A 13,418-nucleotide genomic window follows, 5' to 3' on the forward strand; every position below is an offset into this window, starting at 1 on the left:
CATGGGTGCGGCATGGTGCCGCTGGTCGTGGCGCTCACCGGACCGGAGTCCACGTGACGGGACCGGCGTCGGTGCACCGTGTGACGGTGGCGATGTCGGCGATCGTCACGGTAGCGGCCCAGTCCCAGTAAGCGGGGTGGTCGTCGGTGTGGTTGAGCTCGTAGGTGTCGGCCACGGCCTCGGGCGGGAGATCGGCGACGACGAACGAGGCGCCGGCCTCGACGCCGGCGCTGTTGCCGGGGCACAGGGTGACGGTGTCGAACGGCAGCGGGCTGCCGGATTCGAGGGCGGGGGGGAATGCGTTTACCATGTGGGTGCTCCTGTGTAGGGAGACCTCGGCGGCGGTGCCAACCAATACCCGCCGAGGTGACGACGGCCGGCGGATTCGTCCGTCGGCCGTCGTCGTTGCGTCGGTTGTCAGAGTGCGCGCTCCCGGCCTGTGGGCCGGGGTTGCTGTCCGGGAGACGACACCCCGGACAGATTCTATTAAAGCATGTTTCCCGGGTCTGTATCAGTCGTCTCGCGTGAGTGGCCGGCGTGCGGCCGGCTCCCGGGGCAGTGCAGTGTGCTTGCCGCCGCGCTGGTCGATCGGGTCACGCGATGCGGGGCACGCTGTACGGCCGCTTGTCTGTAAGAGGGTTTTTGGGCCGCACTACAGCAAGGTGATTTGGCTGCACTCCCGAACGCGCGGACGACAGCAAGGAGAAGGCCACACCGGCCCCTTCTTGCTGGCCAGGCTTGTGCGCCAGCTCCCCAAAACCCTTCCCACAGACAGGGGTGGCGTTGTTCTGATAGACGTCGGCGCGGAGCTGGTATTCGGACATTCGGGACCTCTGTCGGTTGGTTGTGCGGTGGAAACTCTGCGGGGTGGCCGGGTGCCGGCGCGCGCTCCCACGCCCGGCGCCCGTCGCTGCTCGGACTGGCCGCCTGCGGCCTGGCCGGGCAGGGGCGGTGAACGCGCCGGGCAGCCGGGGCCGCCGCCCCGAAGGGGTGTCCTTTCAGGGCGCGGCCGGCGCGGGGCTGCCGGTCGCGAGGTGCGGGGCTGGCCGCCGGGTGGCTCCCGGCGGCCAGCGGACCGGCTACCGGTCGCGGTGCTCGCGCTGCTCGTGGGCCCGCTCGACCCGCTCGATCAGGGGCGCGAGGCAGTCCAGGTGCCAGGGAGCCGAAATCAGGGCCAGCCCGCGCTCGATGGACTCGAACGCGCCGCGCGGCATGGTCTCCAACGTGGTGGACAACGGGGTGATCTCGGCCGGGAAGATCGCGTGCATGCTCTCGCCCGACTGCGGCTGTCCCTGGCCCCAGAACCACACCAAAACCATGGTGGCGCTCTCTGCGGCGCCCCATGCGTCCACGACCACACCGGAGCCGGTGGGGATGCGGGGGTACTGCGCGAGCGGCTGGACGCTGACCAGCGTTCCGGCGGGCAGATCGCGGACCGCCGGTACGGGGCGGGCGATGCGCTGGGCGGCAATCATGGGTGGCTCCTTGGTGTGTAGGAAGCGGCCCGGCCGGTCGGCCGGGCGGTGATCCGGGAGGCGGTGCCAACCCCTCCCGAACAAGCTCTATTAAACCATGTAACAGGTGTTGCTGTCCACTCGGAACGGGCGCCGAATGGGTGAACGGCGCTGATCACAGGGGCCGTTGGGTCCGACCGGGGCCGGTGGGGGGGGTCGGCCCCGGTCGGCTGAGCGGGCGTCAGTCCTTCGCGGGGGTCCAGCGGCAGCGAATCAGGTTCGTCTGTCGGGTGCCCTGGTACTGGCCGTGGCTGGCCACCGTGCCGGTGACCTGCACGCGGGCCCCCTTGTCCGGGACGTTCTTGGTCTTGGCCTCCCAGACGTAGATGTGGTGGTCTGCATCGCGGAACTTGACCAAGAGGCGCGGCTGCTCGCTGTAGCCGAAACGGCTGCTGCCCTGGTCGACCACCACCGCCACGGTGACGGTGAGCGTCAGGCGCTCGCCCTGGGCGCACTGGTGGCGGGAGTGCTCGGCCGAAGCGGTGCGCTCGGCGGCCATCGCGGCGCGCTGCTGCGTGCGCCGGTAGGCGTCGACGGCGGAGCACAGAACGGGGATGTCCCGGGTGCTGGCGCGCTCCATGCGGGCGATGCGGGCGAGGGTGGTCCGGTAGGCGTTGCCGCGCTCGCCTTCGGCGCACCATGCCAGGACGGCGGGGGTTTCGGCGGCGGCTGCCTCGCACTGGGCGGCGAACCTCTGGCGGTCCCCGCGCTCGATCGGGTCCTGTGCGAAGAGCCAGCGCTCGACATCCATGGCAGTGGGTACGGCGGGTTCCCACTGGCGGGTAAGCGGCTGGTAGTAGCCGCGTGCGCGGGTGACGGCGGCGGCGGCGCGGATGATCTCGGTGGGGGTCAGTGCGGCGGTGGCCACGGGTGCGCTCCTGTGGTGTGTAGGGGGTTGGGCGGGGTCCGGCGGCGGACGGGGTGCCGTCCGTCCGCCGCCGGGGCGGTGGGGCTATTCGGCCGCGTCGCACGCGCACAGCGTGCGGAAACCGTCGCTGTCGACCTCGATTTCCTCTCCGCAGTCCTCGCACCGCGCGGCCCGGGTCCGGACGGCGGGGGCGGCGGCCTGCGGGGCCTGGCGGCCTCCGTGGATCGCGGCGTCCTGGGTGAGCGGGCCGTGATCGGCCTCGTACGCCCGGGGCTCGGTGACGGTCCACGCGTGGAAGAACTGGTTCGTCTGCTGCGGGTGCGCTCCGCACACCAGTAGGCGGGTGGCGGGGTCTACAGCGGGGTGCAGTACGCGGGTGGCGGGCGCGGTGCAGTGCCCGGCCTGCGGGCTGACGAACACTTCGCACGTGAGAGGGGGCGGGGTGATGATCAGTCGGGGGAGGTTGCTGCCCATGCGGAAGTCGTTGAGCGTGGTGACCTGCCATCCGGCGGCCTTGAACGCCCGGCGGTAGGCGTTGGCGGCGTCCTTGATGGCCCACGAGCGGCGCATGGTGTCGTGGTAATCCTCGCTGCTCGTGGCGTCGTCGTGTGCGTGCTCGTAGCTGACGACGATTTCGCCGGTTGCGCTGCGGGGGTCGAGGTAGGCGCCTGCGCTGAGGGTGTGGCCGGTGGCGTTGAGCGTGGCGAGGGGGAGGGCAGCGCGGGTGAGGATCGCGCGGGCGGCGCGGACGGCGGGCGCGGGGGTCTGGGCGGTGGCGTCGGTCATGGGTGTTAGTCCTCCTGGGTAGGGTCCGCCGGTGGTCCGGGCGGGGTGGGGAGGCGGTGCCAGCCTCCGGGGGTGGGCGGGGCGCCGGTGAGGCGCCCCGCCCGGTGGGACTAGCGGAGCGGGGTCACCTGGTCGACGTCGACCGGGCGCGTCATCACGACGCGGATGACGTCCAACAGGCGCGGCGCGAGCGCGTAGCGGCGGGGGCGCCCGTCGTACAGGTGCGCGTGGGCACGGCGGACGGCGGCACCGTCCGGCAGCACGGCGGGGCCTTCGCCGTCGTACTTGTAGAAGCGGTGGACCTGGTAGGCACCCGGCACGTCGGGGGCCGGGCGGTCCTGCTCGCGCGGCAGTACCTCCACGTTGGCCGGGAAGTAGGTCAGGGTGTCGGTGCACTCGGTGATGGTGACCTGCTCGGCGCCGGGCAGGCGGCCCGCCCATTCGTACTGCGCGCGGGCCGTCTCGCCGGTGTGCATCTTGCTTGAGCGGAAGCCCTTGCCCTGGATGACGTACTCCACCTGCCAGTAGCGGGTGCGCTTGGTGCGGACGGCGTCCAGGAACGTGATCACGCGGTTCGCGACCTCGGCGGCGAACTCCCCGCCCTCGAAATACGCCTCCACGCGGGCGGCGGCCTCGCCGAGAGTGACGGCCGTGGTGGCGATGCGGGCATGCAGCGAGCGCTGCGAGTCGCGGGACTGCTGCGCGATGAACGCGAGTCGTACGAACTCGTCCAGCTGCTGCGGGTCGTGCAGATCGGGAGTAACGGTGTTCACGGGTTCTCCTCGTGTAGGGGTACGCCTCAGGCCGGCCTGGGGCCGGGGGTTGCTTCGGGAGGCGGTGCCAACCCCTCCCGAACAGTCTCTATTAAACCATGTTCGTGGCGTTGTGTCCAATCGGGCCGATGTCCGAATGGGGGCAAGTCCGCTGGCCATGGGGCCGGTTGGGGTCCCGCCGGACCGGTGCGCGACCGGTCCGGCGGGGTGGTGGGTCAGGCGGACCGGCGGCCCCTGGGCGCCTGGATGGCCTCGATGGCGTGCGCCTGGGCCTCCTGGAGCCGGTTGGCGACCTTGGCGGCGCGGGCGGCACGGTCTTCGGGGGTGCCGTAGTCGGCCTTCGCCTGGGCCAGCAGGGCGCGGGCGGCGGGGGTGGGCTTGCTCATGGGTGACTCCTGGGTGTGTAGGAAGTGGCCCGGCCGGTCGGCTGGGCGGTGGTCCGGGAGGCGGTGCCAACCCCTCCCGAACAGTCTCTATTAAAGCATGTTCTTGGTGGTGGATCTACCCTGCCACGCCCAACGGGGTGCCTGGTTTTGGTGGTGATGTGCCGTCAGATTTCGCCGCGATCCCTCAGGTAGGCGGCGTACAGGGTGGCGACAAGGGAGTCGGTGGTGGCGGGGACTCGGCGGGCGTCTAGGGCGCCGTCCCGGCGGCCGTGGAAGTAGATCGGAAAGGGCTTGGCGATCGGCGGTACGAACAGTTCATACAGGCCGTGGGCGCTGGCTACGCGGACGGATGCGGCGGCGGCGTCGGCGTTCCATCCGTAGGCCCGGCGGTCGGCGGTGAGCCATTCCGCGAGGTGGCGGTGGATGGCGCGGGCCTGGAGGACATCGGCGTTCGGTGTGCCGACGGGGGCGGCGGGCGCGCATCCGCACCCGGCCTCGATGGCGGGGGCGCCGGTCAGTTCGCGGGTGGGGGCCAGCGCCTGCGGGCCGGTGCCTCGGGCTTGCAGCACGTAGGCGGCGGCCTCGGCGGGGCCGGTGAGGATGAGCGGGCGGCCGGTGACGGGGTGTTGAGAGTCACTCAAGATGCCGATGTGGGCGGTGAGTTGGGGCATTCTGTGTGCCGACAGATTCGAGCGCATGTCGGTGTGGCCCCGGTGTTCGTTGGCGGCGGCACCTTGCCGATGAGGGCATGCGAAGGCCCTCCCGGTGATCTCTTGGCCGAGGTGTCCCGGGAGGGCCGTGGGTAGCACGCGGAGGTGCTGTGCTCACGGTAGGGACGAATGCGGCCGAGGTCGAGACCCGGTTGGCCAACGAGGAGTTGGCATGCCCGGATTGTGGGGGTGTGCTGGCGCCGTGGGGCTGGGCCCGGGGGCGGGTGCTGCGGAGCGGGACAGGGGCGGTGCGGCTTCGTCCGCGTCGCGCCCGGTGCGGTGGGTGCGGGGCATCGCATGTGCTTCTCCCGGTATTCGTGCTGGTCAGGCGGGTGGACCTGGCGGAAGTGATAGGGGCGGCGCTGGCCGCGAAAGCGTCAGGGGCGGGGACGAGGGTGATCGCCGGGCAGCTTCGGCGGCCGGTGGACACCGTGAGGGGCTGGCTGCGCAGGTTCTCCGCGCGAGCTGAGCAGATACGGGCGTACTTCACGGTGCTGCTGGTCGAGGCGGGGGTCGATCCGGTGATGCCGGCCGCGATGGCGACGCCGTTCGCGGACGCGGTCGCCGCGGTCGCCGGGGCATGGAAAGCGGCGGCCTCGCGCTGGCCGGACATCGGCGAGGTGTCGCCGTGGCAGCTGGCCTGCGCGGCCTCGCAGGGCCGGTTACTGGCACCCACCTGGCCTTGATCAACGATCAACACGAACTCCCTCTGACGCAGCGGGGTTTGCTCCTGAAAGCCTCGGCGGGCCCATAGCCATGGCGAGATGTCAGGAAGGTGGACGTGTCGAAGAAGGACGACGAGCAGGCGACCCGGCTGGAAAGAGCCCGGTCGATCGGCCTGTTCCGATACATGCTGATCAGAGAGGCCGCGGACCCGACGCTGACCAGCCGCCAGCGCGGCAAACTGGTGCGCCAGCTCGCTTCGCAGGAGCACACTGACGCGGACGGCCGCACCGTGAGGATCACCCGGTGGACGCTGGACCGGTGGATATTGGACTGGCGTCAGGGCGGGTTCGACGCTTTGGTGCCCTCCGCCCGGCAGTCCCAGCCGCGGACCCCGCCGGAGGTGTTCGAGCTGGCCGCCGCGTTGAAGAAGGAGAACCCGGACCGCACGGCCGCGCAGGTCCGCCGGATTCTGCGGGCTCAGCTGGGCTGGGCGCCGGACGAGCGCACGTTGCAGCGGATGTTCCACCGCACCGGCCTGGTCGCGCTCAGGGCTCCGAAGGAGTCGGCGGTGTTCGGCCGGTTCGAGGCCGCCCGCCCGAATGAAATCTGGACCGGGGACGCGTTGCACGGGCCGCGGATCGACGGCCGCAAAACGTACCTCTTCGCCTTCGTGGACGATCATTCGCGGGCGGTGGTCGGGCACCGCTGGGGCTTCGCGGAGGACACCGTCCGCCTGGCCGCGGCCCTGCGGCCGGCTCTCGCGGCCCGAGGCGTCCCCCAGTACATCTACGTGGACAACGGGAGTGCCTTCGTCGACTCGTGGTTGCTGAGGGCCTGCGCGAAACTCGGCATCAAGCTGGTGCATTCCACCCCGGGACGGCCCGAGGGCAGGGGCAAAATCGAACGGTTCTTCCGCACCGTGAACGGTGAGTTCACCGTCGAGATCGCCTCCGGCACCGGCGAGGTCGGACGGGAGATCAAGGACCTCGCCGAGATGAACCGCCTGTTCACGGCATGGGTCGAACAGACCTACCACCGGCGGGTGCACTCCGAGACGAAGATGCCGCCGCTGGAACGCTGGATGGCCGGCGCCCCCTTCCCGGTCCCGGCCCCGGCCGACCTGGCCGAGGCTTTCCGCTGGTCCGAATACCGCAGCGTCGGCAAGACCGCAACGGTGTCCTTGCACGGCAACCGCTACCAGGTCGACCCACACCTGGCCGGCCGCAAGGTCGAGCTCGTCTTCGACCCGTTCGACCTGACCTTCCTGCGGGTCCGCGTCGACGGGCAGGACGCGGGCACCGCCCTGCCGTTCCAGATCACCCGGCACTCCCACCCCAAGGCCCGTCCCGAGGTCCCGGCCGACGAGCCCAGGCCCACGACCGGCATCGACTACCTCGGCCTGATCGACGCCGCGCACTCGGCCGAGCTCGGAGAAAAGATCAACTACGCGGCCCTGGGCTGGGACGGCCCCGCCAGCGTCGACCTGACCGGCACAAACGACGATGCCGCAACTTCCTGATCCGGCAGGGCTCGCGGTGTTCCTGACCGAACTGCACGGCTTCTTCGAAGCCTGCGACCAGGACGTCGACGCCGCCCTGGCCAGGCACTTCGGCGAGGACACCGCCCCCGACTGGATCATCGCCGTCCTGGAACTGGTCATCGAAAGCCTCACCGGCCGCCCCATGACACCCGTCCCCACCAGCGAACTTTCCGGAGCACACACGTGATTGAGAAACTCCAGGCCCACTACGGATTCGAGCGCATGCCCTTCGGCCGGAACCTTTCGCCCGGCATGCTCCACCGGCACGACTCCCACAACCAGGCCGTCGCCCGGATCTCCTGGTGCATCGCGGAGCGGTCCATCGGCGTGGTCACCGGCGAGGTCGGCGCCGGCAAGACCGTCTCGGTCCGCACCACCCTGGACGCACTCGACCCCTCGAAATACACCGTCATATACCTCCCGAACCCGTTGATCGGGGTCCGCGGCATCCACGAAGAGATCGTCAACTCCTTCGGCCAGACCCCCTCCCATCTCGGTTCCCGCCTGACCGTTCAGACCGGCAAGGCCCTGATGGCCGAGCGTGAGGAACGCGGGCGCACCCCTGTCCTGGTCCTGGACGAGGCCCACCTTCTGTCCTACGAACAGCTGGAAACGGTGCGGATGCTGACCAACCAGGGCATGGACCAGGACTCGCCGCTGTCCTGCCTGCTGGTCGGCCAGCCGACCCTGCGGCGGACCATGAAACTCGCCGTCCTGGCCGCCCTCGAACAGCGGACCGCCCTGCGCTACACGATGCCGGGCATGACGTCGGCCGAGACCACCAGCTACGTCGCCCACCACCTCAAACTCGTCGGCCGGCCGGACCAGCTGTTCACCGAGGACGCCCTGGCCCTGATCCACACCACCTCGCGGGGCTACCCCAGAGCGGTCAACAACCTTGCCCTGCAAGCCCTGGTCGCCGCGTTCGCCACCGGCAAGAACCTCGTCGACGAGGCCGCGGCCCGCGCAGCCGTCAGCGAGGTGGTCGACTGACCGTCCGGCACCTTGCCGACGAAAACGACACCTCACCGACGACCGCCCCGCTGGGACCGCCCCAGCGGGGCGTCGCCGTCCTGGTTCGTCGGCACCGTGAACGCCGCCTTCGTCGGCATTTTCAGCGTCGGGCAACAGACGGGGGTGACGGTCCAACTTCCGTCCGCGTTGCTCTCGACCTGGCGGAGCGGGCCGGTTACGACCAACTCGAACAGCTCGGCGGCGGCGTCGTGGGCTTCGGGCGGGGCCTGGCGGGTGGCTGAGCGCACGGGGGATCTCCTGGCGTGTAGGGGTTGCCCTGGCGGGCGGTGTGGCCGGGAGTGCCGTCCCGGCCGGTGTGCGGGTGCGCGCGGGGCGCGGGGGTCCGGCCCCGGGGCGGAAGCTCCACCCCGGGGCCGGTGCCGGTCAGCTCAGGGATTCGGCCTGGGGCTGCTCGGCGGTGGGCTGGTACTCCTGGCCGTCGCGGACGGCCGTCTCGATCGCGGACGGCTCGTATCCGAAGGTGGTGAGCCAGGTGAGCCACTGGGCGGCGGCGTCCCGGTTGGCGTTGACGTGGGAGGTCGACTCGCGCCACGCGGACCGGTCCACGTATCCCTCGTACACGGCGGCGATGGCGGCGAACGCCACGCGCGGGGCGTCCTTGGGCTGGGTCCACCGCTCCAATACTTCGGCGCGGGTGGTGCCGTCCGGCATGCCCAACACCTTCGGGAGGTGGGCCCTGGCGCGGTCGCCGTCAATGCGGCTGGCAAGGTTGGTGGAGGGGGTCAGCAGGGCCCGTGCGGCGGTCTGCGTCATCTGGTCGGCGGTGGTGCGGGACAGGCTCCGGCGGGTGATCAGGGCGGCGATCCACTCGCGCCGTACCTGCTCGGCGGTGGCCCAATCGAGGTTCCCGGCGATGATGCGGCGCCGCTCGGCGCCGTCCGGCTTGGGCTTGCTGAGTTGGCCGTCGATGTCGCGGACCTGGTGCCCGAAGAATTCGGCGTTCGCGCAGTACTCGACGTACGCCCCTGCGCCGTCCTTGAGGACCCATACGGCGCCCTGGCACTGCGTGGCGTGCTGGGAGGTGTCCCCCACGATGTAGTAGAGGCTGGATGCTTTCGGGCTCAGCTCCACTTCGGCGAGCATCCGGGCGGATTTGGCCTGGAGTTCCGCGCGCTGGGCGGCGAGCTTGTCGCGGGCGTCGAGTTCGATTCCGGCCCGGCGGATGAGCCAGTGGGCGTCCGCCGTGGGGTCGGCTGTGAGCTTGGCCGTGATCTTCTCGGCGGCCTCGGCGTCGCGTGCCTCCATGTCGGCGAGCGCGGCCATGGTGACGAGATCGAGCGACCCGGCGGCGGCCTCGGCCTTGCGGGCGGCTTCCGAGTTGAGCGCGCGCATGGCGGTCTTGATGGCCTTTTGGGTGGTTCCGGCGGCGGTGGCCATCCGCTTGACGCCTGCTCCGGCCTCGGCCGCGCCGAACAGTGCGTTCGCCTGCTCGCGCTCGCTGAGCGCGGTCCGGTGGCGGGCGGTGATCACCATGTCCAGGAAGGTTCCGGCGTCGTCGCGCTCGTCGTGCTCGTAGGGGGCGTGGGTCAATCCGGCGGCCTCGGCCGCGTAGTAGCGGCGGTGGCCGTCAACGATCTGCCGCGTGCCGTCGGGCAGGATGCGGAACTTGATCGGGATGCGGCATCCCTCGGCGGCGAAGGTTCCGACGAATTCGGCGCTCAGGTCCAGGGATTCGCGGGGGTTGTCCGGGTGCGGGGTGAGCTCGGTGAGCCGGATCATCGGCCGGTAGGTGACCGGGACTTCGGTCAGTCCGGCGGCCTGGGCGGCGGCCAGACGCTGCAAGCCGTCCATCACCTGCGGGGCGCCGGTCGACGTGGTCACGACGTACAGGGGGTCAGTGACGCCGTTCGCGGTGATGTCGGCTGACAGGTCCGCGTCGGGCTCGGGCAGGATGTTGCCCGGGTGGGCGGTGAGTCGGTCGATGGGCAGGGTCGGCCATACGGTCGGCTGGGCTGCGACGGTGGTCATGCGGGGTGCTCCTGATGTGTAGGAAGTGGCCCGGCCGGTGGGCCGGGGCGGTGTGCCGGGAAGCGGTGCCAACCCCTCCCGACATGATCCATTAAACCATGTTCTTGGGTGCGTTGTCCAATCGTGGGCATGATCCAATCGGGTTAAAACAGCTGGTCAGGGGTCTTTTGGTGGGGTCCGGCGGGTCCCCGTGGTGACGCTCCCGTGCCGGGGCGATGCGGGCGGGGCCGGAGGCTGTGCCGGGTTCGGCCGTAGCGCGGCAGCTGATGCCCCCCGCCAGCCCCGTGACGGGTCGTCGGGCCGTGTGCGGCGGCCGGGGGTTGGCGGCGTGAGGACGTGTACGCGGCCCCGTGCCGGGCGGCGGGGGCCGCTGGTTGCCCGGCCGGGCCCCCTCCGCCGCCCTGCTGGCCGTTGTGGCGCGCTTCAACGAACCCGGCGGCCGGGGTGCGGCTGGCCACCTAGACCACTCAGCGTGGCCGCCTTGCCGGCATCACGTCGGACGTTATTCGAACTAGAATCGAATTATGGAGAGCGGCCGGACAGCGACGGAGACCGGGCGGCCCGTGGCGGTGGTGCACATGCCGGACGGCAGCACCCGGGAATGCGCGGTGGGCCGTCGGCGTCGGGCGGCCGATGGGAGCTGGTGGTACGAACTGTCACCGGCGCCGCTGGAACCGGTGGCGCCGGGTCCGGAAGCTGAGCCCGGGGGCTGGCCTCCGCCGGCTGCCGATTGGAGGGCGCACCGGCGGTACTACGCCACGGGTGAGCGCTGGTTCCTACATCGGGGTGGGTGCTGGATCGAGGGCGAGAAGAAATTGACCGTGGCTGAGGCCCGTGCCCTGATGGCGTCGCCGCTGGGGGTGGGCTGCGACGTGTGCGATGCGGAGGACGGTCTCCAGGGTCTTGACTAGGCCGAAGGTGAGACCGAGACGCTTCTATGCACGGAGAAGCATCAACCGCTTCAGCTCATCAAGTTCGTCCACGCGCAGCCCCAGACCCAGCTTGCTCAAGATGTGGAGCGCCCAATCGCGGTCGCCCTTGCGTGGTTTTTCCCTCGCGGGCACGGGCTCGTGAGGGGCCTCATGCCCCTCTCCCACCTGGTAGAGCACGTCGCAGAGCTGCCTGAATTGTTCAAGACTGATCGTCGGCCGGTTCTCTGTTGTCATGCCCACTCACCGCACTTCCGCGTGGGGAATAGCCCATCAGGGCTCATGATGCTGGACGCTCACCCGGTGCGCACTTCGGCCTGTGCCCCCCCAAGGAGGGCGACGGCTGGGCAGATCGGTGGTGCCTACGGGCCTGCGATCAGGAAGATCAGCTCAACGCGGCCCTCGTCGTGATGGATGCGGTAGAGCAGGGTGATCCGGTCGCCGGTGCCGGTGGTCGGGTCGGTCGTCACGCGGCGGAGGTCGGCTCCGCGTACCGGCTCGGAGGTGGCATTGATGGTCGGGTCTTGGGCGAGCTGGCGGCAGGCGTCGTACACGGCCCGGCGGCCGGCGGGGGTGAGGTGTGCGAATTCCTCGCCTATCCGCTCGGGGATGTCGATGGTCCAGGTCACGCGGCTCCGGCTTCGTCGGTGAGCCCGTAGGCGGCAAAGAGGTCATGGCCTCTTTGGAGCGTGGCGGTGCCGGCGAGTGAGGCGCCAATGGCGGCCGTCACTTCGGACCTGGTGCGCAGGGCCCACACGTGCCGGTACTCGGTCAGGAGTTGCCCGACCTCGTCCAGGCGGACGGCGTCGAGCGCGGTGTTGAACGCGACGAGATCGGCGGGGGAAACGGCGGCGAGCGCGGCACGGAGTTCGGGCAGCGTCTGGGGGCCCTCGGCTGCGGACAGCCGGTATGGGCTGCGGGGTGTGGGCTCGTGTGCGGGCTGCGCGCTCATCCGGAACTCCTCCTCGTCTCCGTCTCCACGGTACGCGCCGGGGTTCTGTCTCGGCCAGAGAACGGCGATCCCGTCCACGGCCGGGCCGTGGACGGGATCAGCGCCCCGGGCATTCGGATGCCCAGTGCCACACCTGGGCCGGAACCCGCGTGTGTTCCGGACAGTCGGGGTGTTCCTGGTTGTCGGCGACCCCTCCGCATGCGGCTTTGGGGCAAAGGCAGTCCGGGAAGCTCCCGCCCCGGTGGGTGGTGGCGCCGTGTTTGACGTACTGGGATGCGCGGGCGATGGCCTCGATGTCGCGTGCTGGGCTGGGGCCGGTCACCTGGTGCTCCGGTCGGGTAGGGATGGGAGCCGGGCGGAGATCCATCCGGGTAGAGGAGCTACGGGCACGTCGTGGACGACGGTGTACGTGTTGCCGCCGACGACGGACCCGGGCCCGATGAGGTAGCCGCCGGTGTGGCGGCCGGGGCCGCGTACGTCGATGCCGGGTCCGAGGGCGGTCCGTCCGCCGGAGCTGCTGCCGATGGTGCAGCCGTCCGGCGCGAGGAAGTACATGTGCCGGCCCCCGCTCGGGGTCGCCGCCGTCAGCGTCTCGGGCCACGGCTTCCCGAGCCTGGCGGCGAGGTGGGCGAGCACGGCCAGGCCGTCAGCCTCGTCGTGTAGGTCCAGGTCCAGGCCGATGACTCCGCTCGCGCGGCATCCGATGCCGATGTTGTCGCCGTCGCGCCAGAGTTCCCGGACGCGTTCCGGGTTGGTCAGGCAGCGCGACCGCCAGGGGCCGGCGGGCTTCCGGCCGCCGGGCGGGAGTGGGAACACGGCCAGCCCGCGGGCGGTGAGGTCGACAGCGGCGGCGGTGGTCATGCCGGAACCGCCTGCTGCTCCTGCTCCTGGTCCTGCTCCTCGTCGTCCTCGAAACAGGTGCACTCGTCGTACGGGCTACAGGATCCGGCGCCGCACTCCCGGCAGTAGATGCCGTGGTCCGGGTCGTCGTCGTCGGGCTCGTCGGCGTACTCGTGGTGCCGCCAGCCGGAGCACTGATCGTTGTAGCAGCCGCACCCGGGGCACTCGGGGCAGACCATGGCGTTCGTCCAGCCGCACTTCTCGCACAGGAGTTTGTTGCGTGGGTCGTTCTTCTCCTGGGTCAGGTAGTCGACGGCTTCCCGGTGTTGGGTGCCGTTCAAAATCGTGATGGGTTTGCCACTCGCGATGATGATGTTCGGGGATGCAAAGAGCCCGCTGGTGGGGTTCCAGCGGGCTCTTTGATCTTCATGGTGTCACTGGGATGTTGATG

Annotated in this window: 19 protein-coding genes; 5 read left to right on the forward strand and 14 right to left on the reverse strand. The window is 70.6% G+C overall.

The genetic code is table 11. From position 1 onward, the window contains the following. Positions 1-34: 34 nt before the first annotated feature. The 7 genes from QMK24_RS22710 to QMK24_RS22740 all read right to left on the reverse strand — a co-directional run bounded on the left by QMK24_RS22710 (position 35) and on the right by QMK24_RS22740 (position 4,968). Positions 35-310, reverse strand: a complete 276-nt coding sequence (locus QMK24_RS22710; protein ID WP_198359170.1) for a DUF6211 family protein — start codon at positions 308-310, stop codon at positions 35-37. Between the two features lie 769 nt (positions 311-1,079). After that, on the reverse strand, positions 1,080-1,475 hold the full coding sequence (locus tag QMK24_RS22715) for a DUF6409 family protein (protein WP_198359171.1): 396 nt from the start codon (positions 1,473-1,475) through the stop codon (positions 1,080-1,082). Positions 1,476-1,695: 220 nt separating this feature from the next. Then, complete coding sequence (locus tag QMK24_RS22720) at positions 1,696-2,382, reverse strand: hypothetical protein (protein ID WP_283468451.1); 687 nt, start codon at positions 2,380-2,382, stop codon at positions 1,696-1,698. 84 nt (positions 2,383-2,466) lie between these two features. Continuing rightward, complete coding sequence (locus QMK24_RS22725) at positions 2,467-3,168, reverse strand: hypothetical protein (RefSeq protein WP_198359173.1); 702 nt, start codon at positions 3,166-3,168, stop codon at positions 2,467-2,469. Positions 3,169-3,278: 110 nt separating this feature from the next. After that, a complete protein-coding gene (locus tag QMK24_RS22730; RefSeq protein WP_198359174.1) occupies positions 3,279-3,941 on the reverse strand; it encodes a hypothetical protein in 663 nt (220 codons plus the stop codon). 215 nt (positions 3,942-4,156) lie between these two features. Next, entirely contained in the window at positions 4,157-4,327 is a 171-nt protein-coding gene (locus QMK24_RS22735) for a hypothetical protein (protein ID WP_283468454.1), read from the reverse strand. Between the two features lie 164 nt (positions 4,328-4,491). Then, positions 4,492-4,968 carry a hypothetical protein gene (locus QMK24_RS22740; RefSeq protein WP_283468455.1) on the reverse strand — a complete coding sequence of 159 codons (477 nt, stop codon included), beginning with the start codon at positions 4,966-4,968 and terminating at the stop codon, positions 4,492-4,494. A gap of 368 nt (positions 4,969-5,336) precedes the next feature. Here QMK24_RS22740 and QMK24_RS22745 point away from each other — a divergent pair, with 368 nt between their 5' ends. The 4 genes from QMK24_RS22745 (at position 5,337) to QMK24_RS22760 (ending at position 8,236) form a co-directional block, all read left to right on the forward strand. Further along, positions 5,337-5,723, forward strand: coding sequence for a hypothetical protein (locus QMK24_RS22745; protein ID WP_283468457.1), 387 nt, complete (start codon positions 5,337-5,339; stop codon positions 5,721-5,723). 95 nt (positions 5,724-5,818) lie between these two features. Continuing rightward, a complete protein-coding gene (locus QMK24_RS22750) occupies positions 5,819-7,222 on the forward strand; it encodes a DDE-type integrase/transposase/recombinase (protein ID WP_269290301.1) in 1,404 nt (467 codons plus the stop codon). After that, positions 7,206-7,430, forward strand: a complete 225-nt coding sequence (locus tag QMK24_RS22755) for a hypothetical protein (protein WP_269290299.1) — start codon at positions 7,206-7,208, stop codon at positions 7,428-7,430. The genes QMK24_RS22750 and QMK24_RS22755 overlap by 17 nt, the downstream gene beginning before the upstream one ends. Further along, on the forward strand, positions 7,427-8,236 hold the full coding sequence (locus QMK24_RS22760; RefSeq protein ID WP_269290297.1) for an ExeA family protein: 810 nt from the start codon (positions 7,427-7,429) through the stop codon (positions 8,234-8,236). Before QMK24_RS22755 ends, QMK24_RS22760 begins: the two co-directional genes overlap by 4 nt. A 32-nt stretch (positions 8,237-8,268) precedes the next feature. Here QMK24_RS22760 and QMK24_RS22765 read toward each other — a convergent pair whose 3' ends face one another. Continuing rightward, positions 8,269-8,505 carry a hypothetical protein gene (locus tag QMK24_RS22765; protein WP_283468460.1) on the reverse strand — a complete coding sequence of 79 codons (237 nt, stop codon included), beginning with the start codon at positions 8,503-8,505 and terminating at the stop codon, positions 8,269-8,271. A 136-nt stretch (positions 8,506-8,641) separates the two neighbouring features. After that, positions 8,642-10,246: a ParB N-terminal domain-containing protein gene (locus QMK24_RS22770; RefSeq protein WP_283468461.1), complete on the reverse strand. Its 1,605-nt coding sequence runs from the start codon at positions 10,244-10,246 to the stop codon at positions 8,642-8,644. A 578-nt stretch (positions 10,247-10,824) separates the two neighbouring features. Between QMK24_RS22770 and QMK24_RS41885 the strand changes: the two genes are divergently transcribed. Further along, the gene (locus QMK24_RS41885; protein WP_502962635.1) at positions 10,825-11,157 is read left to right on the forward strand and encodes a DUF6233 domain-containing protein; all 333 of its coding nucleotides are present in this window, start codon (positions 10,825-10,827) and stop codon (positions 11,155-11,157) included. Between the two features lie 24 nt (positions 11,158-11,181). On the opposite strand, the gene QMK24_RS22775 is transcribed toward QMK24_RS41885, so the two are convergent. The 5 genes from QMK24_RS22775 to QMK24_RS22795 all read right to left on the reverse strand — a co-directional run bounded on the left by QMK24_RS22775 (position 11,182) and on the right by QMK24_RS22795 (position 13,308). Further along, positions 11,182-11,412: a hypothetical protein gene (locus QMK24_RS22775; protein WP_283468463.1), complete on the reverse strand. Its 231-nt coding sequence runs from the start codon at positions 11,410-11,412 to the stop codon at positions 11,182-11,184. A 125-nt stretch (positions 11,413-11,537) separates the two neighbouring features. Next, positions 11,538-11,804 carry a hypothetical protein gene (locus QMK24_RS22780; RefSeq protein WP_283468464.1) on the reverse strand — a complete coding sequence of 89 codons (267 nt, stop codon included), beginning with the start codon at positions 11,802-11,804 and terminating at the stop codon, positions 11,538-11,540. Further along, positions 11,801-12,127 (reverse strand): hypothetical protein, encoded by a 327-nt coding sequence (locus tag QMK24_RS22785; RefSeq protein WP_283468465.1) that lies wholly within the window; start codon positions 12,125-12,127, stop codon positions 11,801-11,803. The genes QMK24_RS22780 and QMK24_RS22785 overlap by 4 nt, the downstream gene beginning before the upstream one ends. Before the next feature lie 318 nt (positions 12,128-12,445). Beyond that, entirely contained in the window at positions 12,446-12,988 is a 543-nt protein-coding gene (locus QMK24_RS22790; RefSeq protein WP_283468466.1) for a bifunctional DNA primase/polymerase, read from the reverse strand. Then, positions 12,985-13,308 carry a hypothetical protein gene (locus QMK24_RS22795; protein ID WP_283468467.1) on the reverse strand — a complete coding sequence of 108 codons (324 nt, stop codon included), beginning with the start codon at positions 13,306-13,308 and terminating at the stop codon, positions 12,985-12,987. Before QMK24_RS22795 ends, QMK24_RS22790 begins: the two co-directional genes overlap by 4 nt. Positions 13,309-13,418 lie beyond the last annotated feature (110 nt).

Origin of the sequence: Streptomyces sp. PH10-H1 (genome assembly GCF_030063355.1) — a bacterium.
GTDB lineage: Bacteria > Actinomycetota > Actinomycetes > Streptomycetales > Streptomycetaceae > Actinacidiphila.

What these genes read in the sequence shown, in the direction of transcription:
- QMK24_RS22710 (WP_198359170.1), bottom strand. Translation starts at nt 310, where the DNA reads ATGGTAAACGCATTCCCCCCCGCCCTCGAATCCGGCAGCCCGCTGCCG.
- QMK24_RS22715 (WP_198359171.1), bottom strand. Translation starts at nt 1,475, where the DNA reads ATGATTGCCGCCCAGCGCATCGCCCGCCCCGTACCGGCGGTCCGCGAT.
- QMK24_RS22725 (WP_198359173.1), bottom strand. Translation starts at nt 3,168, where the DNA reads ATGACCGACGCCACCGCCCAGACCCCCGCGCCCGCCGTCCGCGCCGCC.
- QMK24_RS22735 (WP_283468454.1), bottom strand. Translation starts at nt 4,327, where the DNA reads ATGAGCAAGCCCACCCCCGCCGCCCGCGCCCTGCTGGCCCAGGCGAAG.
- QMK24_RS22755 (WP_269290299.1), top strand. Translation starts at nt 7,206, where the DNA reads ATGCCGCAACTTCCTGATCCGGCAGGGCTCGCGGTGTTCCTGACCGAA.
- QMK24_RS22770 (WP_283468461.1), bottom strand. Translation starts at nt 10,246, where the DNA reads ATGACCACCGTCGCAGCCCAGCCGACCGTATGGCCGACCCTGCCCATC.
- QMK24_RS41885 (WP_502962635.1), top strand. Translation starts at nt 10,825, where the DNA reads ATGCCGGACGGCAGCACCCGGGAATGCGCGGTGGGCCGTCGGCGTCGG.
- QMK24_RS22775 (WP_283468463.1), bottom strand. Translation starts at nt 11,412, where the DNA reads ATGACAACAGAGAACCGGCCGACGATCAGTCTTGAACAATTCAGGCAG.
- QMK24_RS22785 (WP_283468465.1), bottom strand. Translation starts at nt 12,127, where the DNA reads ATGAGCGCGCAGCCCGCACACGAGCCCACACCCCGCAGCCCATACCGG.
- QMK24_RS22790 (WP_283468466.1), bottom strand. Translation starts at nt 12,988, where the DNA reads ATGACCACCGCCGCCGCTGTCGACCTCACCGCCCGCGGGCTGGCCGTG.